The sequence below is a fragment of the Cellulomonas persica genome (assembly GCF_007989825.1).
In the GTDB taxonomy this organism is placed as follows: domain Bacteria; phylum Actinomycetota; class Actinomycetes; order Actinomycetales; family Cellulomonadaceae; genus Cellulomonas; species Cellulomonas persica.
In genome coordinates this window covers 83,378-104,402 of sequence record NZ_BJUA01000010.1, presented here as the reverse complement: position 1 = coordinate 104,402, position 21,025 = coordinate 83,378, and the positions used below count along the sequence as shown (strand labels likewise).

Annotated in this window: 21 protein-coding genes; 5 read left to right on the top strand and 16 right to left on the bottom strand. The window is 72.9% G+C overall.

Going from position 1 to position 21,025, the window contains the following annotated elements; genetic code table 11:
• Positions 1 to 7: 7 nt before the first annotated feature.
• Positions 8 to 490, bottom strand: a complete 483-nt coding sequence (locus CPE01_RS11300) for a CarD family transcriptional regulator (protein WP_048341557.1) — start codon at positions 488 to 490, stop codon at positions 8 to 10.
• 324 nt (positions 491 to 814) lie between these two features.
• On the opposite strand from CPE01_RS11300, the gene CPE01_RS11295 reads away from it, so the two are divergent.
• Positions 815 to 1,372 (top strand): hypothetical protein, encoded by a 558-nt coding sequence (locus tag CPE01_RS11295; RefSeq protein WP_246783882.1) that lies wholly within the window; start codon positions 815 to 817, stop codon positions 1,370 to 1,372.
• 145 nt (positions 1,373 to 1,517) lie between these two features.
• On the opposite strand, the gene pstB is transcribed toward CPE01_RS11295, so the two are convergent.
• From pstB to CPE01_RS11255, 8 genes are all read right to left on the bottom strand, one after another.
• Positions 1,518 to 2,297 (bottom strand): phosphate ABC transporter ATP-binding protein PstB, encoded by a 780-nt coding sequence (gene pstB, locus CPE01_RS11290; protein WP_146806767.1) that lies wholly within the window; start codon positions 2,295 to 2,297, stop codon positions 1,518 to 1,520.
• A gap of 9 nt (positions 2,298 to 2,306) precedes the next feature.
• On the bottom strand, positions 2,307 to 3,299 hold the full coding sequence (pstA, locus tag CPE01_RS11285; protein WP_146806765.1) for a phosphate ABC transporter permease PstA: 993 nt from the start codon (positions 3,297 to 3,299) through the stop codon (positions 2,307 to 2,309).
• Positions 3,299 to 4,342 carry a phosphate ABC transporter permease subunit PstC gene (gene pstC, locus CPE01_RS11280; protein WP_146806764.1) on the bottom strand — a complete coding sequence of 348 codons (1,044 nt, stop codon included), beginning with the start codon at positions 4,340 to 4,342 and terminating at the stop codon, positions 3,299 to 3,301. Before pstC ends, pstA begins: the two co-directional genes overlap by 1 nt.
• Positions 4,343 to 4,448: 106 nt before the next feature.
• A complete protein-coding gene (pstS, locus tag CPE01_RS11275) occupies positions 4,449 to 5,576 on the bottom strand; it encodes a phosphate ABC transporter substrate-binding protein PstS (protein ID WP_146806763.1) in 1,128 nt (375 codons plus the stop codon).
• Positions 5,577 to 5,699: 123 nt separating this feature from the next.
• Entirely contained in the window at positions 5,700 to 6,413 is a 714-nt protein-coding gene (locus CPE01_RS11270; RefSeq protein ID WP_146806761.1) for a response regulator, read from the bottom strand.
• A complete protein-coding gene (locus CPE01_RS11265; RefSeq protein ID WP_146806760.1) occupies positions 6,410 to 7,645 on the bottom strand; it encodes a sensor histidine kinase in 1,236 nt (411 codons plus the stop codon). Before CPE01_RS11265 ends, CPE01_RS11270 begins: the two co-directional genes overlap by 4 nt.
• A 165-nt stretch (positions 7,646 to 7,810) precedes the next feature.
• Positions 7,811 to 8,293, bottom strand: coding sequence for a DUF1269 domain-containing protein (locus CPE01_RS11260; RefSeq protein WP_146806758.1), 483 nt, complete (start codon positions 8,291 to 8,293; stop codon positions 7,811 to 7,813).
• Positions 8,294 to 8,320: 27 nt separating this feature from the next.
• Positions 8,321 to 8,725, bottom strand: a complete 405-nt coding sequence (locus tag CPE01_RS11255) for a DUF7144 family membrane protein (protein ID WP_146806757.1) — start codon at positions 8,723 to 8,725, stop codon at positions 8,321 to 8,323.
• A gap of 271 nt (positions 8,726 to 8,996) precedes the next feature.
• Here CPE01_RS11255 and phoU point away from each other — a divergent pair, with 271 nt between their 5' ends.
• Complete coding sequence (gene phoU, locus CPE01_RS11250) at positions 8,997 to 9,659, top strand: phosphate signaling complex protein PhoU (protein ID WP_146806755.1); 663 nt, start codon at positions 8,997 to 8,999, stop codon at positions 9,657 to 9,659.
• 224 nt (positions 9,660 to 9,883) lie between these two features.
• Positions 9,884 to 10,960 carry a hypothetical protein gene (locus CPE01_RS11245; protein ID WP_146806754.1) on the top strand — a complete coding sequence of 359 codons (1,077 nt, stop codon included), beginning with the start codon at positions 9,884 to 9,886 and terminating at the stop codon, positions 10,958 to 10,960.
• Positions 10,961 to 11,146: 186 nt separating this feature from the next.
• On the opposite strand, the gene CPE01_RS11240 is transcribed toward CPE01_RS11245, so the two are convergent.
• From CPE01_RS11240 to CPE01_RS11225, 4 genes are all read right to left on the bottom strand, one after another.
• A complete protein-coding gene (locus CPE01_RS11240) occupies positions 11,147 to 11,884 on the bottom strand; it encodes a phosphoglyceromutase (RefSeq protein WP_146806752.1) in 738 nt (245 codons plus the stop codon).
• A gap of 82 nt (positions 11,885 to 11,966) precedes the next feature.
• Positions 11,967 to 13,286, bottom strand: coding sequence for a glycosyltransferase (locus CPE01_RS11235; protein WP_146806885.1), 1,320 nt, complete (start codon positions 13,284 to 13,286; stop codon positions 11,967 to 11,969).
• Positions 13,287 to 13,550: 264 nt separating this feature from the next.
• A complete protein-coding gene (locus tag CPE01_RS11230) occupies positions 13,551 to 14,594 on the bottom strand; it encodes a lactonase family protein (RefSeq protein WP_146806751.1) in 1,044 nt (347 codons plus the stop codon).
• 148 nt (positions 14,595 to 14,742) lie between these two features.
• Positions 14,743 to 15,981 carry an ROK family transcriptional regulator gene (locus tag CPE01_RS11225; protein WP_146806749.1) on the bottom strand — a complete coding sequence of 413 codons (1,239 nt, stop codon included), beginning with the start codon at positions 15,979 to 15,981 and terminating at the stop codon, positions 14,743 to 14,745.
• 75 nt (positions 15,982 to 16,056) lie between these two features.
• On the opposite strand from CPE01_RS11225, the gene xylA reads away from it, so the two are divergent.
• Complete coding sequence (gene xylA / locus CPE01_RS11220) at positions 16,057 to 17,247, top strand: xylose isomerase (protein WP_146806748.1); 1,191 nt, start codon at positions 16,057 to 16,059, stop codon at positions 17,245 to 17,247.
• A 29-nt stretch (positions 17,248 to 17,276) separates the two neighbouring features.
• Complete coding sequence (gene xylB, locus CPE01_RS11215) at positions 17,277 to 18,707, top strand: xylulokinase (protein WP_146806746.1); 1,431 nt, start codon at positions 17,277 to 17,279, stop codon at positions 18,705 to 18,707.
• Positions 18,708 to 18,784: 77 nt separating this feature from the next.
• On the opposite strand, the gene CPE01_RS11210 is transcribed toward xylB, so the two are convergent.
• The 3 genes from CPE01_RS11210 to lysS form a co-directional block, all read right to left on the bottom strand.
• Positions 18,785 to 19,117, bottom strand: a complete 333-nt coding sequence (locus CPE01_RS11210; RefSeq protein ID WP_146806744.1) for a histone-like nucleoid-structuring protein Lsr2 — start codon at positions 19,115 to 19,117, stop codon at positions 18,785 to 18,787.
• A gap of 74 nt (positions 19,118 to 19,191) precedes the next feature.
• Entirely contained in the window at positions 19,192 to 19,380 is a 189-nt protein-coding gene (locus tag CPE01_RS11205) for a hypothetical protein (RefSeq protein ID WP_146806742.1), read from the bottom strand.
• A complete protein-coding gene (gene lysS / locus CPE01_RS11200) occupies positions 19,377 to 20,813 on the bottom strand; it encodes a lysine--tRNA ligase (RefSeq protein ID WP_246783895.1) in 1,437 nt (478 codons plus the stop codon). The genes CPE01_RS11205 and lysS overlap by 4 nt, the downstream gene beginning before the upstream one ends.
• Positions 20,814 to 21,025: the final 212 nt, after the last annotated feature.

The following is a 21,025-nucleotide window of genomic DNA, read 5'->3' as shown; positions in this document are numbered from 1 at the left end:
GGAGGCGTCAGGAGGCGAGGACCTCGTCGAGGATGGCCTCGGCCTTCTCCTCCTCGGTGTGCTCCGCGAGCGCGAGCTCCGAGACCAGGATCTGGCGGGCCTTGGCGAGCATGCGCTTCTCGCCCGCGGACAGGCCGCGGTCGGCGTCACGACGCGACAGGTCACGCACGACCTCGGCGACGCGGATCACGTCACCCGAGGCGAGCTTCTCGAGGTTGGCCTTGTACCGACGCGACCAGTTGGTCGGCTCCTCGGTGTACGGGGCACGCAGCACCTCGAACACGCGGTCCAGGCCCTCCTGGCCCACCACGTCGCGTACACCCACCAGGTCGACGTTCTCCGCGGGGACCTCGATGGTCAGGTCGCCCTGGGCGACCTTGAGCTTGAGGTAGATCTTGTCCTCGCCGCGGATGGTCCGGGTCTTGATCTCTTCGATCAGCGCTGCACCGTGGTGCGGGTAGACAACAGTCTCCCCAACCGTGAAAGTCATCTGCAGGTGTCCCCTTTCGCAGGGGCACCATCTTAGCACGCCAAACGGACGCCCCGACTGGCCCCCACCGTCCCCAGGATGCACGTCTTCGCAGGTCAGAGGCCTGCCCGCGGGCGCGCGCGAGCGCGTGAGCGCGACCACGGGCACCGGCGGCACAGCCGGTCGACGCACAGGACCCCCGTCGATCGTGTGGGCATCCTCACCGCCCGCGCGAGGGACGAACGTCCCGCCGGGGGCCGCTGGCGGTCCGGTGACCGATAGGCTGGGGCCGCCCTCGACCACCCGCGCGCGCCTCGTCGCCGCGCGACGGCAGCAGGAGTCATCGTGACCTCGCACCGCCCCCGCCGCCTGCCCGTGCGGCTCTCCCTGCGCACCGGTGTCGCGGCGGCGCTCGCCTCCGGGCTGCTGCTCGCCGGCTGCTCGGCGACCAACCCCATCGAGACGAGCAAGCCCTACGACCCGTCGGACGGCATCGGCGCCACGCTCGGGGACGTGCGGGCCTCGAACCTCATGATCGTCAGCGAGGGCGTCGGCAAGCCCGGCGTGCTGCTCGGCGCGTTCACCAACGACGGCGACGAGGACGTGACGCTGACCATCGCGTTCGGCGGCGTGGACGCGGCCGAGGGCGCCGAGCCGAGCGCGGACCCGGCGTCGATCGACCTGCCGGCGGGCGAGACGGTGCTGCTGTCCAACGCGGTCGACGGCGGCGACCTGCAGGTCGTCAACGAGCGCGTCGCCGTGACCGCGACGCCCGCCGCACCCGGTGACCTCGCCGCGATCGCCGTGAGCTCCGACGTCTCGGGCGGGACGACCCTGCGGGTGCCCGTCCTCGACGGGACGCTGCCCGACTACGCGTCGGTGCTGCCCACGCCCGAGGCCTAGCGCCGCGGCCAAGAGCTGAGCGCCGCGGCCGAGGCTGAGCGCAGCCCCGCACGCACGAGCACGGACGAACGCCCCGCCGCACGCACGCGGCGGGGCGTTCGTCGTCCCGTGCCCTGGCCCGGACCCCGCTGGGACCGGCGGGTGCTCAGCCGAAGCGGCCGGAGATGTAGTCCTCGGTGGCCTGCTCGCGCGGCGCCGAGAAGATCACCGACGTGTCGTCGACCTCGACCAGCTTCCCGGGCTGCCCCTGCCCGGCGAGGTTGAAGAACGCGGTGCGGTCCGAGACGCGCGCGGCCTGCTGCATGTTGTGCGTGACGATGACGATCGTGTAGTCGGCCTTGAGCTCGGAGATGAGGTCCTCGATCGCGAGCGTCGAGATCGGGTCGAGCGCCGAGCAGGGCTCGTCCATGAGCAGCACCTGCGGCTTGACCGCGATGGCCCGCGCGATGCACAGCCGCTGCTGCTGGCCGCCCGAGAGCCCGGAGCCGGGCCGGTCGAGCCGGTCCTTGACCTCGTTCCACAGGTTCGCGCCGCGCAGCGACTGCTCGACGAGGTCCTGCGCGTCGCCCTTGGAGATGCGGCGGTTGTTGAGGCGGACGCCCGCGAGCACGTTGTCGGCGATCGACATCGTCGGGAACGGGTTGGGCCGCTGGAAGACCATGCCGATCTGCCGACGCACGGCCACGGGATCCACGTCGGGCGCGTACAGGTCGACGCCGTCGATCTCGACGCGCCCCTCGACGCGCGCTCCGGGGATGACCTCGTGCATGCGATTGAGCGTGCGCAGGAAGGTCGACTTCCCGCAGCCCGACGGGCCGATGAAGGCGGTCACCGAGCGGGGCTCGACGGACATCTCCACGTCGGCGACGGCGCGGAAGTCGCCGTAGTAGATGTTCAGGTCCTTGACGTCGATGCGCTGTGCCATGGGGGGTCCTCAGCTGATGGTCTTGGGGGCGAAGAAGCGGGTGACGAGCCGGGCGACGAGGTTGAGCAGCATGACCAGGAGGATCAGGGTCAGCGCGGCGGCCCAGGCACGGTCGTAGGTGATGGTCGCGATGCACGACGCGTCGTCCGCGGAGCACGGGATCAGTCCCTGCTGGAACTGCCGGTACACGTAGACGGGCAGCGTCATCATGCGGCCCTCGAACAGGTTGAAGTTGATCGAGTCGGCCACGCCGACCGTGATCAGCAGCGGCGCGGTCTCGCCGATCACGCGCGCGACCGCGATCATCACGCCCGTCACGATCCCGGCGACCGCCGTGCGCAGCACGACCTTGATCACGACGAGCCAGCGCGGCACGCCGAGCGCGAGCGCGGCCTCCCGCAGCTCGTTGGGGACGAGCCGCAGCATCTCCTCGCTCGAGCGCACGACGACCGGGATCATCAGCACCGACAGCGCGACCGACCCGACGACACCCATCCGGATGCCGGGGCCCAGGATCACGGCGAACAGCGCGTACGCGAACAGGCCGGCGACGATCGACGGGATGCCGGTCATCACGTCGACGAAGAACGTGACCGCGCGCGCGAGCGGGCCGCGCCCGTACTCGACGAGGTAGATAGCGGTGAGCAGGCCGATCGGGACGGAGATGAGCGTCGCGAACAGCGTGATCTCGACCGTGCCGACGATCGCGTGGTAGATCCCGCCCGCGTCGATGCCGCCGTACACGCCGCGCATCGAGTGGCTCAGGAAGTACAGGTCGAAGCGCTCGACGCCGTGCGAGACCACGGTCCACGCGACCGACAGCAGCGGCAGCATCGCGAGCGCGAACGCGCCCGTGATGACCCCGCGCATGACGCGGTCGGTGCGCCGGCGGCGCGGGTCGACCTGCCGCAGCAGGGTCGCCAGGTCCTTGGCCGGGTCGATCACGGCCGACGAGGAGGGCGACGTCGGGGACACCGCCGTGGGGCGGGGGGTGGCGGCCATCAGTTGGCTCCCGAGAAGTCCTTGCGCCGCGCGACGATCGCGCGCGCCGACATGTTCACGACGAGCGTGATGACGAACAGGGCGAGGCCGGTCGCGATGAGCACGGACATGCCCATGTCGCTGGCCTCGGGGAACTGCGCCGCGATGTTCGCGGCGATCGTCTGCTGCTGACCGGCGGCCAGGAGCAGGAAGCTGTAGAGGAAGCCCTGCGACAGGATCATCAGCACCGCCATGGTCTCGCCGAGCGCGCGGCCGAGGCCGAGCATCGCGGCGGACACCACGCCCGAGCGGCCGAACGGCAGGACGGTCATGCGGATCATCTCCCAGCGGGTCGCGCCCAGCGCGAGCGCCGCCTCCTCGTACAGCCGCGGCGTCTGCAGGAACACCTCGCGGCTCACCGCGGTGATGATCGGCAGGATCATCACCGCGAGCACCACGCCCACGGTGAGGATCACGCGGCCCGTGGGCGAGACGGTCCCGCCGAACAGCGGGATCCAGCCGAGCGTCGAGCCCAGCCACGACCACAGGGGCTGCACGAGCGGCGCGAGCACCATCGCGCCCCACAGGCCGTAGACCACCGACGGCACCGCCGCGAGCAGGTCGACGACGTAGCCGAGCCCCGACGCCAGGCGGCGCGGGGCGTAGTGCGAGATGAACAGCGCGATCGCGATGGCCACGGGCACCGCGAGCACGAGCGCGAGCACGGCCGCCAGGACCGTCCCGAACACGAGCGGGCCCACGTAGTCGGCCAGGGACGACGAGTTCCGCATGAAGCTCACGGAGTCGACGAGCTCGCCCGACGACGCCGTCAGCGCGGGCATCGCCTTGACGACGAGGAAGACCGCGACGGCGGCGAGCACCACGAGGATGAGCGCGCCCGCGCCGGTCGCGGTCCAGCGGAACACCCGGCTCGCGCCGCGCTCGACCGGACGGCCCGCGCGGCGCGGACCGCGCAGCGACCTGCGCGGCGGCCGGGAACCCGCGGACTCCGGGGGGCCGCCCGGGTCGGTCCCCGCCGGTGCGGGGCTGGTGGTGGCAGTCACGTCTGCTCCTTCAGGGGAGGACTCGGGGGGAACGTCCCGCGGCGCCGCCGCGGGATCGTCGGCGGCCGGCCCGCGTCCCCCCCGGGACGGGCCGGCCGCCGACGTGTCAGGCGCCGGCGATCGCGGCGACAGCCGCCTGCGCGTCCGCCGCGAGGTCGCTCGGCAGCGGGGCCGACCCGGCCGCCTGCTGCGCGGCGGCCTGACCCTCGTCGCTCACGACGTAGCCGAGGAACTCCCGCACGAGCGCGGCCTCGTCGGCCGAGTCGTAGTCCAGGCACGCCACGGCGTAGGACACGAGGATCAGCGGGTACGCACCCGCCTCGGTCGTCGTGCGGTCCACCTTCACGACGATGTCGTGCTCGCCGCGCTCCTCGTCGCGCGGGGACGCCGCCAGGGCGGCCGCGGCAGCCTCGGCGGACGGCGCGACGAACTCGTCACCGACCTTGACGGCGACCTGGCCCAGCTCAGCCGGGACCGCGGACTCGTCGGCGTAGCCGATCGTGCCCTGCGCGGCCTGCACCGACTGGATCAGGCCCGACGTGCCGGTCCCCGACTCGCCGCCCTGCAGCGGCCAGTCGTCGGCCGCCTCGTCGGTCCACACACCGCCGGCCGCCTTGTTGAGGAAGTCGGTGAAGTTCTTCGTCGTGCCCGAGCCGTCCGCACGGTGCACGGGCGTGATCGCGAGCGCGGGCAGGTCCGCGTCGGGGTTGTCCGCGGCGATCGCCGCGTCGTCCCACGACGTGATCTCGCCGCGGAAGATCTTCGCGATCGTCTCGGGCGCCAGGTTGAGCTCGGTGATGCCGTCCAGGTGGAAGGCGACCGCGATCGGGCTCACGTACACGGGGATGTCGACCGCCTCGCAGCGCGCCGCAGCGGACTCGATCTCCTCGGGCTTGAGCGCGGAGTCCGAGCCCGCCCAGGCCACGCCGCCGTCGATGAACTGCTGGCGGCCGCCCGACGAGCCGACCGGGTCGTAGTTGATCGTGACGTCCGGGTTGCTCGACTGGAAGCCCGCACGCCAGGCGTCCATCGCCTTCTCCTGCGACGAGGCTCCTGCGCCGTTGAGCTCGCCGGCCAGGTCGCTCGCGGGCGCCTCGCTGGTGGCGGCGCCGGTGGTCCCTGCCCCACCGGTCGCGTCAGCGAGGGGGTCGTCCGATCCGCAGGCCGCGAGCGTGAGGGCGAGGGCGCCGACGAGGGCGACCGCGCCCACGCGGCCGTGGAGGGAGAGCTTCACTGTGGGTCCGTCCTGTTCGCTGAGTGCGCACCGGGATGTGCGCGCAACGGCAGGTTGGCCCTCGGACGTGACGCCACCTGGGTCAGCGGGTGAACCCCGGGTGAACGCTCGCCGACGAACGCGTCAGGACCCGGGCGCGGCGTCCTCGAGCTTGTACCCGAGCCCGCGGACGGTGACCAGCAGCGACGGGTTCGCCGGGTCGTCCTCGATCTTGGCGCGCACGCGCTTGACGTGGACGTCGAGCGTCTTGGTGTCGCCCACGTAGTCCGATCCCCACACGCGGTCGATGAGCTGCCCGCGGGTCAGCACCCGCCCCGCGTTGCGCAGCAGCAGCTCGAGCAGCTCGAACTCCTTGAGCGGGAACGCGACGAGCTCGCCGCGCACGTGCACCGTGTGCCGCTCGACGTCCATCCGGACCGGGCCGGCGACGAGCAGCTCGTCGTCCTCGGGCTCGGGAGCGTCGGCGGGCGCGGGTGCCGAGCGTCGGCGCAGGACCGCCCGGATGCGCGCGACCAGCTCCCGCGACGAGTACGGCTTCGTGACGTAGTCGTCGGCGCCGAGCTCGAGCCCGACGACCTTGTCGATCTCGTCGTCCTTGGCCGTCAGCATGATCACCGGGACGTCGCTCGTCAGCCGCAGCCGGCGGCACACCTCGGTGCCCGACAGGCCCGGCAGCATGAGGTCGAGCAGCACGAGGTCCGCACCGCCCTCGTCGAACCGCGCGAGCGCGTCCGGACCCGTGGCCGCCTCGACCACGTCGAAGCCCTCGCGCCGCAGCACGTACGTCAGCGGGTCGCGGTAGGACTCCTCGTCCTCGACGACGAGGATGCGGTTCATGACGCACTCCGGTGCTGCACGTGCTCTCCCTGGTCGGGTTCGTGATCGGGATCGTGGTCGTCGTGCTCGTCGTTCTGCGCGGTCGCGAGGCTCGTCGTGTCCTGGTGCGGGACCCGCGGCAGGCGGATGGTGAACGTCGAGCCGCGGCCCGGCCGGGACCAGACCGTGACCTCACCGCCGTGGTCCGCCGCGACGTGCTTGACGATCGACAGCCCCAGGCCGGTGCCGCCGGTCTCGCGCGAACGCGCCGCATCCACGCGGTAGAACCGCTCGAAGACGCGCTCCTGCTCCGCCGGCGAGATGCCGATGCCCTCGTCGACCACCGCGATCTCCACGACGTCGCCCTGCTCCCGCACACCGACACCGACGCGCGTCGCGTCACCCGAGTACGCGACCGCGTTGTCGACGAGGTTCCGCACGGCCGTGACCAGCAGGTCGTGGTTGCCGAACAGCTGCACGCCGGTGTCGCCGCCGACCTCGATCCGCACGTTCTTCGCGGCCGCGGCCGTGCGGGCACGGTCGACGGCCTCGGCGACCACCGTGTCGACCTCGACCATCGCGAGCGGTCCGAGCGCGCCCGCGACCTGCAGCCGGGACAGCTCGATGATCTCGTGCACGAGCGCGGAGAGCCGCTGCGCCTCGGCCTGCATGCGGCCCGCGAACCGGCGGACCGCCTCGGGGTCGTCCGCCGCGTCCTGCACGGTCTCCGCCAGCAGGGACAACGCGCCGACGGGCGTCTTGAGCTCGTGCGAGACGTTGACGACGAAGTCACGGCGCACGGCCTCGAGGCGGCGCGCCTGCGTCATGTCCTCCGCGAGCACGACGAGGTGCCGGCCGCTGACCTGCGCGACCCTGACCTGCACGAGCAGCGTCCCGCGGCCGACGGGGGCGCGGTCGAGCTCGAGCTCCTCGTCGCGGATCACGCCGTCGCGGCGCACCTGGGCGATCATGTCGCGCACCGCGGGCGGAGCGACCCGGCCGCCGCGCACCAGGCCGAGGGCGTACGCCGGCGCGCTCGCGCGCACCACGCGGTCCTCGTCGTCCAGCACGACGGCCGCGGAGCGCAGCACCGCGAGCGTGCGCACCAGGCCCTCGTCGACCTCCGGCTCGGGCTGCGGCGGCACGCTCGACTGCGCGCGCTCGCTCCACCGGAACGCGAGCGTCGCACCGAGACCGACGGCCAGGCCGAGGATCCCGGCCACCAGCGGCGCGAGGCCGTCGACACCGTCCACAGCGCCACCCTAGGGCGGTGCGCGACGCGTGCGAGCCCGTGCAGGTGTGAGCGTGGCCGAACGCTCGACGAGCGTTCACCTGCCGTTCACGTCACGCGGGAGCGACCCGTCGTCGGACCACCGGCCTATCGGCCCGTCGGCCTGTCGGCCTGCCGGCCCGTGGGCTCAGCCGAACGCCTCGTGCAGCGTGCTGCTCTCGGCCTCGGTCAGGTTCGTCGCCACGAGCGTCATGTGCAGCCCGTGGAACCGCTCGGCGACCCGGTCGAGGTTGCCCTCGTCGGTCACGGCGCACAGCAGCGACGTCCCCGGCGTGACCTGGTCGCGGATCGTCGCGAGCTGGTCCTCCGTGATGCCGACCGCCTCGAGGCTCTTGCTCAGCGCCCCGAGCGCACCACCCGCGGCCGCACCGAGCAGCGGTGCGAAGAACAGGCTGCCGAACAGCAGACCCCAGAACGCGCCCCACCCCGTCCCGCGCCACCGGTCCTCATGGCCGTGCGTGACGTCAGGCTTGGCGGCCCCCTCGGGCCACTGCACGACGGCATGGTCGACGATCTTCACGAACCCGTCCGACGACGCGCTCTGCAGCGCGCTCAGCGCCTTGCCGGCGCCGTCGGGGGTGTCGAAGCTCCACGCGGTGAACGTCGTCATCTGGCACTCCTCTCCTCGCCGGCGCGCTCAGCGCACCGCGCGTTCGACCTCGTCGCCGTGCACCGTCAGCGCCCACAGCACGAACGCGCCGAGCACGATGATCGCGAGCGACCACCAGGGCGTGACGGGGAGCCAGAAGAAGTTCCAGACGATCGACGCGAGCACCGCGATGATCGCGACCACGCGCGCCCAGGTGGCCGCCGCGAACAGCGCGAACCCCGTGCACGTCAGCAGCAGGCCGAGGAACAGGTGCACCCAGCCCCACGTCGAGATGTCGACCACGTACGCGCCGCTGCCCGGGCTCCACGCGAGCAGCTTGTCCTCGTCGAACACCGCGATCAGCCCCGTGATGAGGTTGAACAGCCCGACGCTCAGCAGTGCGAACGCGCCGAACCACACCCAGCCGACCCAGCCTGTGACCCTCTGCTCCATGGCAGCCCCCGTTCGTCAGGACCGACCCGGACGGGCTCGTCGCACACCCGGGCGAACGCTCGAGACCGACCCTATGGATCTGTCCGTCGCGCGCGCCTCATCCACAACGGGTGACGCGCGCGACCCCGCCCGTACGGGAGAGGCGGGCCGAAGCGATCCCCGCCAGCCGCCGGGCGTTCACCCGGCCGGTCCCGCGCGTTCACCTTCGTCTGCGACCGTGCACGGGCCACCCGGCCCACGGCCGTGGCCGCGCCCTGAGGGAAGGACAGACATGCGGGACATCTTCGACGCCGAGCTCACCCAGCTCGGCGAGGACCTCGTCGCGATGAGCCGACGCGTCGAGCGCGCCGTGACCGACGCAGGCGTCGCGCTCATGACGGCCGACCTCGCGCTCGCGGAGTCGGTCATCGCCGACGACCTCGGCATCGACGAGATGGAGCGGGACCTCGACGAGCGCTGCATCCTGCTGCTCGCGCAGCAGCAGCCCGTCGCCACCGACCTGCGGATCGTCGTGTCCGCGCTGCGCATGAGCTCCACGCTCGAGCGCATGGGCGACCTCGCCCGGCACGTCGCGCAGGTCGCCCGCGGCCGCTACCCGCACCACGCCGTGCCCGAGCCGCTGTCCGCGACGTTCGCCCAGATGCACGACGCCGCCGTGCGCGTCGCGCGCCGCACCACCACGCTGCTCGAGAACCGCGACATCGCGCTCGCCGGGAGCATCGAGGCCGACGACGACCTGCTCGACGACCTGCACGAGGACACGTTCACGGCGCTGCTCGGCGGCACCTGGACCGGCACCCCGCAGCAGACCGTCGACGTCACGCTGCTCGGCCGTTACTACGAGCGCTTCGGCGACCACGCCGTCTCGGTGGCCCGCCGCGTCACCTACCTGGTCACCGGCACCCTCACCGACGACCTCACCGCCTCGGCCTGAGCCACCCGCCGGCCGCTGGCACCCGCTGGCCCTCACCGCCGAGTTCGGCACTTCCGCTCGAGTTCGTGCGTCTGGACTGCCGAGCTCGCGCGAGACTGCCGAACTCACCATGGCCGGTGTCCGCCCCCGCCCGCCGGGAGTCAGCGGCGGGCGGCAGGGGGCATGGTGCCCTGGATGTCCACAGGGGTGGCGCGTGGGTGCCGTCCGCGGGGCATCCTTCCCGCATGGGACGACGACCAGGCGCGCGACGGCCTGTCCCGGTCGCGCAGCTGCCTGCGGTGCACCTCGCCTCCGACGTGCCCCGCGCCGTCGTCGCGGCGCGTCTGCGCGCAGGGACCTGGACGAAGGTCGGCCACGGGACCTACCTGCCGGTGGAGTGCGATGCTCCGTGGCGCAGCACCCCCGCGGCACCGGCCCGGACGCTCGCAGCGGACCAGGGGACGGCTCCGGTGCGGCCGCGCTCACAGCAGGATGGTCCGCGCTTCAGCCGCCATCAGGTCCAGGCCGACGCGGGCGGTGCCGCACTGGATCGGCGCACCGTCGCGCTCGCGCAGATCGCGGGGACGGCACGGCGTCTGCGCGCACCGGTGGTGTTCTCGCACGTGAGTGCGGCTCTGCTGTGGGGGCTCCCGCTCTGGCGCACGCCGAGGCAGGTCCACGTCCTGCAGCAGAGCACGGCGAGCGCGCGGAGCGATGCCGCGGTCGTCCGGCACACCACGCTCGTCGACGACGAGGACGTGCGCCTGGTCGCCGGGCTTCGCGTCACGAGCCTCGAGCGCACGCTCGTCGACTGCGCCGCCCTCCTGGAGCCGATCGCCGGCCTCGTCGTCGCCGACGCCGCGCTCGCGGCAGGCGCAGACCCCGGGGACGTGGATCGGCGGGTGCACGCTGCGCGAGGAGCTCGTCATGCGGTCCGGATGCGCGCCGTGGTCGCGCACGCCGACGCAGGGGCTGAGTCGCCGTACGAGTCGGCGAGCAGGTTCGTCGTGCTCCGTGACGGCCTCCCGCGCCCGCAGACCCAGGTCCGCGTGGAGACGCGGCTCGGCGCGGTGTGGTCCGACTGGGGCTGGGAGGAGTTCTCGCTCCTGGCCGAGTACGACGGCCGGACCAAGTACGCCGGCATCGAGCAGTCGGCGTTCATGGCCGAGAAGCGCCGCCACGACGCCCTGCTCGAGGCGGGTCAGCGCGTCGTCCGGGTCGTCGCCGACGACCTGCGGGGGTCCGAGCTCACCGCACGGCTCCTCCCGCTGCTCCCCCGCTCGGTGCAACGAGCCCGTCGTCCCCGCCCAGACCTCCACTGACGCCGCATGCGTCCCGCCCGCATCACACCTCCAGCCCAGCCGAGCTCGGCACCTTTGCGCGAGATCGGCAGTCCGGACGCACGATCTCGCGCGAGACTGCCGAACTCGGCAGGGGTGCGGTGGGGAGGATGCAGGACGGGGCCGCTCCCCCGTGGAAGCGGCCCCGTGCTGGTGGTGCTGGGGGGGTCAGCGGCCCTGGTTGGCCACTGCGGCGATCGCGGCCTCGGCCGCGGACGCGTCGAGGTACGTGCCGCCCTTGACGGTCGGCTTGAAGTTCTCGTCGAGCTCGTACACCAGCGGGATACCGGTCGGGATGTTGAGGCCCGAGATGGTGTCGTCGTCGATGTCGTCGAGGAACTTCACCAGCGCGCGGATCGAGTTGCCGTGCGCGGCGACGAGGACGGTCTTGCCCTCCTGGAGGTCGGGGACGATGCCCGACTCCCAGTACGGCATCTCGCGCTCGAGGACGTCCTTGAGGCACTCGGTCAGCACGACGGGCTCACCGGCGTAGCGCGGGTCGGTGTCCTGCGAGAACTCCGAGCCGGGCTCGATCGCGGGCGGCGGGACGTCGTAGGAACGACGCCAGAGCATGAACTGCTCCTCGCCGAACTCCTCGAGCGTCTGCTTCTTGTCCTTGCCCTGCAGCGCGCCGTAGTGACGCTCGTTCAGGCGCCACGAGCGCTTCACCGGGATCCAGTGACGGTCGGCCGCGTCGAGGGCCAGGTTCGCCGTGGTGATCGCGCGGCGCAGCAGCGAGGTGTGCACGACGTCGGGCAGGATGCCGGCGTCCTTCAGCAGCGCACCACCGCGCTTGGCCTCCTCGACGCCCTTCTCCGAGAGAGAGACGTCGACCCAGCCGGTGAAGAGGTTCTTCGCGTTCCACTCGCTCTCGCCGTGACGGAGCAGCACCAGGGTGTAGGTCATGGGCTCCATCCTGCCGCAGCGCGGGGCGAGCGTCGCAGGGACGTCCGTCCCCCGGGCACGCGGCGAGGCGTGCCAGGACGCGTCAGCGGCTGCCGCGCTCGCGGGCGACCGCGTAGACCTTGAGGAGCTGGTCCGCGGCGGACTCCCAGCCGAACCGCTCCGCGGAGCGGCGTGCGGCGGCCGAGTAGGACGAGAGCCGCTCTCGGTCGGCGAGGACGTCGGCGAGCACGTCCGCCCAGCGCTTCGGGTCGTGCCCGCGCACGAGCACCCCGGAGACCCCGTCGTCGACGATGCTGCGCAGCCCGCCGACGGCCGCGGCGACCACGGGCACGCCCGCGGCCTGCGCCTCGGCGGCCACGAGCCCGAACGACTCCGAGCGCGACGGCATCGCGACCACGTCGGCCGCGTGGTACCAGGTCACGAGCTCGTCGCGCGCGGCGGGAGGACGGATCAGCAGCGAGTCGCCGACCCCCGTGATCTCGGCGAGCGCCTGCAGCTCACGGACCGCGGTGGACCGCCCCGAAGGCCCGCCGAGGACGACGAGCAGCGGCACCGGACGCCCGGACTCGCGCAGCACGCCGAGCGCGCGGACCAGGACGTCGGGCGCCTTGAGCGGCTGGACGCGACCCGCGAACAGCACGACGTCCCGGTCGGCGGGCAGCCCGAGCGCGGCACGGGACGCGGCGCGCTCGTCGTCGTCCACCGGCGCGAAACGCTCGAGGTCGACACCCGGCTCGACGACGTGCACGCGTGCGGGGTCCGCGCCGTACAGCTCGACGAGCTCGGCGGCCTCCGCGGGCGTGGAGGCGACGAGCGCGTCGGCCTCCTGGACCACCTGCTCCTCGCCGAGCACGCGCGCGGCCGGCTCGGGGTCGTCGCCCGGCGCGAGCGCCGCGTTCTTGACCTTCGCGAGCGTGTGCGCGGTGTGGACGAGCGGCACCTCCCACCGGTCCGCGGCGATCCGCCCGACCTGCCCCGACAGCCAGTAGTGCGAGTGCACGACGTCGTACCAGCCCGGCCGGCGCGCGGCCTCCCAGCGCAGGACGCCCGCGGCCATGCCGCACAGCACGCCCGGCAGGTCGTTCTTGTCGAGCCGCTCGAACGGGCCCGCGGGCACGTGGTGTACGAGCACGGGCGGGCGCATGCCGGCCGGGACGTCGTGCGCGGTGAGGATCTCGCGCACGCGCTCGTGGTCCACGTCGTCGCTCAGGGGGGTGCCGTCCGCCTCCGCGCCGGGAAGCACGACGGTCTCCGGCAGGTCGGAGGACGTGGCACGCGTGAAGATCTCGACGCGTGCGCCGCGCGCGGCCAGTGCGCGCGAGAGCTCGAGGACGTAGACGTTCATGCCGCCCGCGTCGCCCGTGCCCGGCTGGTCCAGCGGCGAGGTGTGCACCGAGAGCATCGCGATGCGCGGTGCGTGCTCCACGGTGCCTCCAGCTCGACGGGTGGTCCAGCGCGACGCTGTCCGCCGTCATTCTCACGCAGGTGGACGCGGACGGAACCCGGAACGGCCCTCGTCCCGCCGAGTGGAACGCCACACCCGCGAAGATCACGATCCGGTCACAACCGGGACGATCCGCTCAAGTCGGACGCGCATGGTGCCGATACGTGGCAGCTCGTCGCCCGCCGCCCGCGCTCAGGGACGGTCAGGGTCGGTCTGGGACGGTCAGGGACGCGGCAGCACGCACGTCGGTGCGGGCAGCGGCAGACGAGCGACGACCGCGTCGTCGTCGCCCCACGCGCGGTCCAGCACGACGAGCTCGTCGGACTTCTCCAGCCCGGCGACGACCCACCGCCCCACGACCGCGAAGTGTCGCGGCCAGCGCCCGCCGAGCGGGACCGACCGACCGTCGGTCAGCAGGCCGTCGGCCCCGACCCGCCACCTGGTCAGCACGTCCGCGCCGCGCACCCCGACGAACAGGTCCTCGCCGTCGAGCACGACGTGCGACGGCAGCGCCGCGCCCTGAGGCGCGACCGGGCCCGCGACCTGGCCGGCGACCGCCGGGACGGACTGCACGAGGGTGCCCGTGGCGGTCGCGACGTCCCACGCGAGGACGTGGACCGCGACGTCGAGCTCGCCCACGACGTACGCGAACCGGCCGTCGGCCGAGAACGCGAGGTGACGCGGGCCGGTGCCGGCGGGCAGCGTGGCCGCGATGCCGTCGGGGCGCAGGCCGTCGTCCGTGCGCGCGTAGCGCCGGAGCTCGTCGGTGCCGAGGTCGACGACGAGCACGTGCGCACCGCCCGGCGCGACTGCGACGAAGTGCGCGTGCGGCCCGTCCTGCCGGTCGGCGACCGGCCCGCCACCCTCATGCCCGAAGACCTGCCCGCCCGGCGCGAGCGCGTCGTCGGTCCGCTCGATCACCGCGAGCGTGCCGGACGAGTAGTTGGCCACCAGCAGGCGGTCGCCGTCGACGAGGAGGTGGCACGGGTCGTCGCCGCCCGACGGCCGCGTCCCGCCCTCGACCAGCCCGTCGCCGGTGACCTCGAACGTCGTGACCGCCCCGTCGGCGTGCTCGTTGCCCGCGTACAGCACGCGACCGTCGGGGTCGGTCGCGACGAACGACGGCGCGGGGGTCACGACCAGCTGCCGCGCGTCGCTCAGCACGCCGGTCGCGTCGTCGAGGTCGACCGACCAGATGCCCTCACCGCGGCCGACGGGCGTGCCGGCGCCGGCCGACGGGTACGTACCGATCCAGAGCTGCGTCACGGTGCCCGAGCCTACGACGCACGCGCCTCGCCGCTGCCGCTGCCGGTGCCGGTGCCGGTCGATGCCGCCCCGGATGCAGCGCTGGTGACGGTGGAGGGCGTGGCTCCTGCATTCATCGCTGCATCAGCGCCGGCGCACCCAGGGGTGGCTACGCAGAGGGAGCGGTCGCCGGGGTGGGCGTTGGCGCGTCCGGCTGGTCGGCGGGGTCGACGAGCCAGTCGACGGGGTGCGCGAGGACGCGCCCGAGCTGCGCGAGCGCCGCACCGGTCATGGCGGGCAGCGGGGCGGCGAGCGCGACGTCCACGCGCGGCTGCGCCCACGGCGCGGCGAGCACGTGCCGACGCAGCGCGGCGAGCACGGGGTCGCGCAGCCACGGCGCCAGGCGCGCGTACGTCCCGCCGAGCACGACGTCGGGCACGTCCACGACGTTGACGACGTTCGCGAGCGCGAGCCCGAGCGCCCCGCCCGCCGTCGCGAGCGCCCGGGTCGCGACCGCGTCGCCGCGCTCAGCCGCGGCGACGAGCGAGTCCAGGCCGTCGTCGGCGCTCAGCCCCGCGGCGCGCAGCATCGCGTCCTGACCGGCGACCTGCTCGAGCGTGCGCCCCTCGCCGACGACGATGTGCCCGACCTCCCCGGCCCACCCGTGCCGGCCGCCGAACAGCTCGCCGTCGAGCACGAGCGCCGCACCGACGCCGATCTCACCCGAGACGTACACGAAGCTCGGCCGCCCGGTCCCCGGCACCTCACGCGCGTCGGCCTCGGCGCGGGCCGCGAGGTCGGCCTCGTTGGCGAGCAGCGGCGGGTACGCGGCGAGCGTGGGCGAGGCGTCGGCGAGCATCCCGGCGACGTCGACGTCGCGCCACCCGAGGTTGGGCGCGTAGCGCAGGATGCCGGTGGACCGGTCGACGAGGCCCGGCAGGGCGAGGGCCGTCCCGACGAGCCGTGGGCCGCCGCCCAGCGCGGCGACGGCCTGCTCGACGAGCTCGCCGAGCAGGGGCAGGACCTCGTCGGGCGCGCTCCCCCGCAGGTCGCGGTGCGCGAGGCGCTCGTCGAGCACGGTGCCGGCGAGGTCGAGCACGCGCACGCCGAGGTAGTCGACGTTCACCTCGGCGCCGATCGCGGCGAGCGTGCCGGTCGGCGCTGTCAGCGGCACGGCGGGGCGGCCGGCACGCTGCGGGGTCGCGGGCGCGAGCTCGGCGAGCAGGCCTCCCGCGACGAGCTGGTCGACGAGCGCCGAGACCGTGGCCTTCGCGAGTCCGGTGGCGGCGGCCACGTCGGCGCGAGACCGTGGCGGCTGGTGCGCCGCACGCACCTCGAGCACGGTGCGGAGCACCAGGCCGAGGTTGTGCTCGCGCAGGCTCGCCTGCCGTGCCGCCGTTGGTCTCATGTCGCTTGACCCTAGCGGCTCGACGGCATAAGTTCATCCGTACAACTAATCCATCTCAACGTTGAGAGGTCCCTGATGGTGCGCAAGCCCACCCCCGCCGACAAGTTCTCCTTCGGTCTGTGGACCGTCGGCTGGAACGCGCAGGACCCGTTCGGTGCAGCCACGCGTCCGTGGCTCGACCCGGTCGAGTCGGTCCACAAGCTCGCCGAGCTCGGCGCAGCCCACGTGACGTTCCACGACGACGACGTGGTCCCGTTCGGCTCGTCGGACGCCGAGCGCGAGAAGATCCTCGACCGTTTCCGCGGCGCCCTGGCCGAGACCGGCATCACGGTCGAGATGGTCACGACGAACACGTTCACCCACCCGGTGTTCAAGGACGGCGCGTTCACGTCCAACGACCGCCGCGTGCGTCGCTACGCGCTGCGCAAGATCCTGCGCAACGTCGACCTCGCCGCGTCGCTCGACGCCGACACGTTCGTCATGTGGGGCGGCCGTGAGGGTGCCGAGTACGACTCGGCCAAGGACCTGTACGCCGCGCACCAGGCGTACGCGGACGGCATCGACACCGTCGCCGCGTACATCAAGGAGAAGGGCTACAAGCTGCGCATCGCGCTCGAGCCCAAGCCGAACGAGCCCCGCGGCGACATCCTCCTGCCGACCATCGGCCACGCGCTCGGCCTCATCGCCAAGCTCGAGAACGGCGACATCGTCGGCCTCAACCCGGAGACGGGCCACGAGCAGATGGCCGGCCTGAACTACACGACGGGCCTCGCGCAGGCGCTGTGGGCCGACAAGCTGTTCCACATCGACCTCAACGGCCAGCGCGGCATCAAGTACGACCAGGACCTGGTCTTCGGCCACGGCGACCTGTTCTCCGCGTTCGCGACGGTCGACCTGCTCGAGAACGGCTTCCCGGGCGGCGGCCCGAAGTACACCGGCCCGGTGCACTTCGACTACAAGCCCTCGCGCACCGAGGACTTCGACGGCGTGTGGGAGTCGGCGCGCGCGAACATGGCCACCTACCTCCTGCTCAAGGAGCGCGCGATCGCGTTCCGTGAGGACCCCGAGGTCAAGGAGGCCATCGAGGCCGCCGGCGTGCTCGAGCTCGCCAAGCCCACGCTCAACGAGGGCGAGACGCTCGCCGACTTCCTCGCGGACCGCTCCGCGTTCGAGGACTTCGACGTCGACGCCGTCGCCAAGCACGGGTTCGGCTTCGTGCGCCTCAACCAGCTCGCGCTCGAGCACGCGCTCGGCGCGCGCGGCTGACGCACCCGCCGGACAGGGACGGAACAGGCATGGCGCTCGTCGCCGGGGTCGACTCGTCGACCCAGTCCTGCAAGGTCGTGGTCCGGGACGCCGCGACCGGAGCGCTCGTGCGCTCCGGTCGCGCGTCCCACCCCGACGGAACCGAGGTCGCCCCCGCCGCGTGGTGGGACGCCCTGCAGACCGCGATCGCGGACGCGGGCGGCCTCGACGACGTCGACGCGATCAGCGTCGGCGGTCAGCAGCACGGCATGGTCACGCTCGACGAGAACGGCGATGTGGTCCGGGACGCGCTGCTGTGGAACGACACGCGTTCGGCGGCAGCCGCGCTCGACCTGATCGACGAGCTCGGCGGCCCGCAGGCGTGGGCCGACGCGACGGGCTCGGTGCTCGTCGCCTCGCTCACGGTCACCAAGCTGCGCTGGCTGCGCGACGCGGAGCCGGAGAACGCGAAGCGCGTCGCGGCCGTCGCGCTCCCCCACGACTGGCTGACGTGGCGCCTCGCGGGCCACGGGCCGGGCACGGGTGGGCTGGACCAGCTCGTCACCGACCGCTCCGACGCCTCCGGCACCGGTTACTGGTCCCCGACCACGAACGACTACCGGCACGACCTCCTCGAGCTCGGTCTGGGCCACGACGCGGTGCTGCCGCGCGTGCTCGGCCCGAACGAGGCCGGTCCGCGCTCGGCGGTCGGTGCCCGCAAGCCCGTGCTCGGACCGGGTGCCGGCGACAACGCGGCCGCCGCGCTGGCCCTCGGCCTGCGCCCCGGCGACGTCGCGGTGTCGATCGGCACGTCGGGCGTCGTCTCGGCCGTCACGGGCGCGCCGACGACCGACGGCTCGGGCCTGGTCAACGGCTTCGCCGACGCGAGCGGGCACTTCCTTCCGCTCGCGTGCACGCTCAACGCCTCGCGCGTCCTGGACGCGACCGCCCGCATGCTCGGCGTCGACCACGCCGGCCTGTCGGAGCTCGCGCTGCAGGCGCCCTCGGGTGCGGACGGGCTCGTGCTCGTCCCCTACCTGGAGGGTGAGCGCACGCCGAACAAGCCCGACGCGACCGGTGCCCTGCACGGCCTGCGGCTGGCGAACACCACGCCCGCGCACCTCGCGCGCGCGGCGGTCGAGGGCATGCTGTGCGCCCTCGCCGACGGTGTCGACGCGCTGAGGGCGCAGGGTGTCGCCGTGGAGCGGCTGTTCCTCATCGGCGGCGGCGCGCGGTCCGAGGCCGTGCGGCGCATCGCGCCGAGCGTGCTGGGCCTCGACGTGCTCGTCCCGACGCCCGGGGAGTACGTCGCGGACGGCGCGGCACGTCAGGCGGCCTGGGTGCTCTCGGGCACCGACGAGCCGCCCGCGTGGAGCGCGGCCGGTTCCGCCGAGGTGTTCTCCGGTGCGGCCGACCCGCGGGTCCGTGAGCAGTACGCGGCGGTGCGTGACCTGACCGCCGTCCGCCCGGCCGGCCTCTGAGGCGCACAGCCGACGACGAACGCGACGAAGGCCCGGTACCGCGAGGTACCGGGCCTTCGTCGTGCGTGCGTCGTGCGTCAGTGCGCCTTGTCGTACGCCTCGCGCACCTCGGCGCTGATGCGACCCCGCTCGGAGACCTCGAGCCCCTGCTCCTTGGCCCACTCGCGGATCGCGTGCGCGTCGCTGTCACCACGGCGACGACGAGCGGCCGGACGAGCGGCGGTCGTCGAGCGGCCACCCACCCGACGGGCGTGGCCGACCCAGGTCGCGAACGCGTCACGCAGCTGCGCTGCGCGCTGCGCCGTGAGGTCGATCTCGTACGTCACGCCGTCGAGCGCGAACGTGACCGTCTCGTCCGCCTCTGCCCCGTCGACGTCGTCGATGAGCAGGACCTGAACCTTCTGAGCCATCCGGTGTTCTCCCGATATTTGAGCCGGAACGTCATTCTGTCGGACGTCAGCATCACACCGGAGAACAATTGACGTCAAATGCTCGGCGGAGTTTCCTGCGAGGAATGTGCCGTCGCGCGCAGCTCTTCCTCGCGATCCAGACGGGCGAGCGCCTGGCGTTCCGTACGGTCTGCGTTCACGATCGCCCGCATCGCGAACCAGAACAGCAGGCCCACACCGATCGACGGAATGACCGCCGTCAGCACCCCGGACAGGCCGTTCACGACTGCGGCTTCACGAGCGGGAACAGGATGGTGTCGCGGATTCCCTGGCCGGTCATCGCGATGAGAAGGCGGTCGATACCCATTCCCATGCCACCCGACGGCGGCATCGCGAACTCCATCGCCGTCAGGAAGTCCTCGTCGATGCGCATCGCCTCGTCGTCGCCGCGTGCCGCCAGCAGCGCCTGCGCCTCGAAGCGCTGACGCTGGATCACGGGGTCGACGAGCTCGGAGTAGGCCGTCGCGAGCTCGAGCCCGCGCACGTACAGGTCCCACTTCTCGACGAGGCCCGGCTTGCTGCGGTGGTCACGCGTGAGCGGCGAGGTCTCGACCGGGAAGTCGCGCACGAACGTCGGCGCGTGCAGGTGGGCACCGACGTGGTGCTCCCACAGCTCCTCGACGAGCTTGCCGTGGTTGCGCTGCGCGGGCGCCAGCTCGATCTCGGCCTTCTCCAGCAGCTTCAGCAGCGTCTCGTCGTCGGTGTCGTGCGTGATCTCGACGCCCACGGCCTCGGACAGCGACTCGTACATCGTCAGGTGCGTCCACTCGCCGCCGAGCTCGTACTCGGTGCCGTCGGCCAGGATCGCGGTCGTCGTGCCCAGCGCCTCGAGCGCGGCGGTCTGCACCAGGTCCTGCGTGAGCGCCGCCATGGTGTCGTAGTCGCCGTAGGCCTCGTACGCCTCGAGCATCGCGAACTCCGGCGAGTGCGTGGCGTCCACGCCCTCGTTGCGGAAGTTGCGGTTGATCTCGAAGACGCGCTCCACCCCGCCGACCGCGGCGCGCTTGAGGAACAGCTCCGGGGCGATCCGCAGGAACAGGTCGATGTCGAACGCATTCATGTGCGTCTCGAACTGACGCGCGGCGGCGCCCTCGGGACGCACCTGCAGCATCGGGGTCTCGACCTCGAGGAATCCGCGACGCGCGAAGTTGTCACGCAACGAACGCACCACCGCGGCGCGCGTGCGCACCATGTCGCGCGCCTTGGAGTTCACGATGAGGTCGACATAACGCTGACGCACGCGTGCCTCGTCGGACAGCTCGGCGCCCTCGTACAGGTTCGGCAGCGGACGAATGGCCTTCGCCGCCATCTGCCACGAGTCGGCGAACACCGACAGCTCACCGCGCTTGGACTGGATCACGCGGCCGTGCACGAACACGTGGTCACCCAGGTCGACGTCCGCCTTGAACGCCGCGAGACGCTCCTCGCCGACCTCCGCGAGCGAGAGCATCGCCTGCAGTCGCGTGCCGGCACCGTCCTGCAGCGTCGCGAAGCACAGCTTGCCGGTGTTGCGCAGGAACACGACACGACCGGCCACGCCGACCTCGTCGTCCGTCTCCTGGCCCGGCTCGAGCGACGGGTACGCGGCGCGCACCTGCTCGATCGTGTGGGTGCGAGGCAGGGACACCGGGTACGGCGCGGTGCCCTCGGCCAGCATGCGCTCGCGCTTCTCGCGCCGGATGCGGATCTGCTCGGGCGTGTCGTCGGAGACGACCGCGGGCACGTCGGCAGCGGGCGAGGAAGCGGTGTCGGTCACCGGACCATGGTAATCGGGCGCCCGTGCGTCTTCGGTCCCGCCTGGCGCTGCGGCTGCGGGAAGATCGACCCCAACGCGCCGGGCACGCACGAGCGTTGTGGCTACGACATCCC

What these genes read in the sequence shown, in the direction of transcription:
- CPE01_RS11300 (WP_048341557.1), bottom strand. Translation starts at nt 490, where the DNA reads ATGACTTTCACGGTTGGGGAGACTGTTGTCTACCCGCACCACGGTGCA.
- pstB (WP_146806767.1), bottom strand. Translation starts at nt 2,297, where the DNA reads ATGGCACAGCGCATCGACGTCAAGGACCTGAACATCTACTACGGCGAC.
- pstA (WP_146806765.1), bottom strand. Translation starts at nt 3,299, where the DNA reads ATGGCCGCCACCCCCCGCCCCACGGCGGTGTCCCCGACGTCGCCCTCC.
- CPE01_RS11270 (WP_146806761.1), bottom strand. Translation starts at nt 6,413, where the DNA reads ATGAACCGCATCCTCGTCGTCGAGGACGAGGAGTCCTACCGCGACCCG.
- CPE01_RS11260 (WP_146806758.1), bottom strand. Translation starts at nt 8,293, where the DNA reads ATGACGACGTTCACCGCGTGGAGCTTCGACACCCCCGACGGCGCCGGC.
- CPE01_RS11255 (WP_146806757.1), bottom strand. Translation starts at nt 8,725, where the DNA reads ATGGAGCAGAGGGTCACAGGCTGGGTCGGCTGGGTGTGGTTCGGCGCG.
- phoU (WP_146806755.1), top strand. Translation starts at nt 8,997, where the DNA reads ATGCGGGACATCTTCGACGCCGAGCTCACCCAGCTCGGCGAGGACCTC.
- CPE01_RS11245 (WP_146806754.1), top strand. Translation starts at nt 9,884, where the DNA reads ATGGGACGACGACCAGGCGCGCGACGGCCTGTCCCGGTCGCGCAGCTG.
- CPE01_RS11240 (WP_146806752.1), bottom strand. Translation starts at nt 11,884, where the DNA reads ATGACCTACACCCTGGTGCTGCTCCGTCACGGCGAGAGCGAGTGGAAC.
- CPE01_RS11235 (WP_146806885.1), bottom strand. Translation starts at nt 13,286, where the DNA reads ATGCTCTCGGTGCACACCTCGCCGCTGGACCAGCCGGGCACGGGCGAC.
- CPE01_RS11225 (WP_146806749.1), bottom strand. Translation starts at nt 15,981, where the DNA reads ATGAGACCAACGGCGGCACGGCAGGCGAGCCTGCGCGAGCACAACCTC.
- xylA (WP_146806748.1), top strand. Translation starts at nt 16,057, where the DNA reads ATGGTGCGCAAGCCCACCCCCGCCGACAAGTTCTCCTTCGGTCTGTGG.
- xylB (WP_146806746.1), top strand. Translation starts at nt 17,277, where the DNA reads ATGGCGCTCGTCGCCGGGGTCGACTCGTCGACCCAGTCCTGCAAGGTC.
- CPE01_RS11210 (WP_146806744.1), bottom strand. Translation starts at nt 19,117, where the DNA reads ATGGCTCAGAAGGTTCAGGTCCTGCTCATCGACGACGTCGACGGGGCA.
- lysS (WP_246783895.1), bottom strand. Translation starts at nt 20,813, where the DNA reads ATGCTGGCCGAGGGCACCGCGCCGTACCCGGTGTCCCTGCCTCGCACC.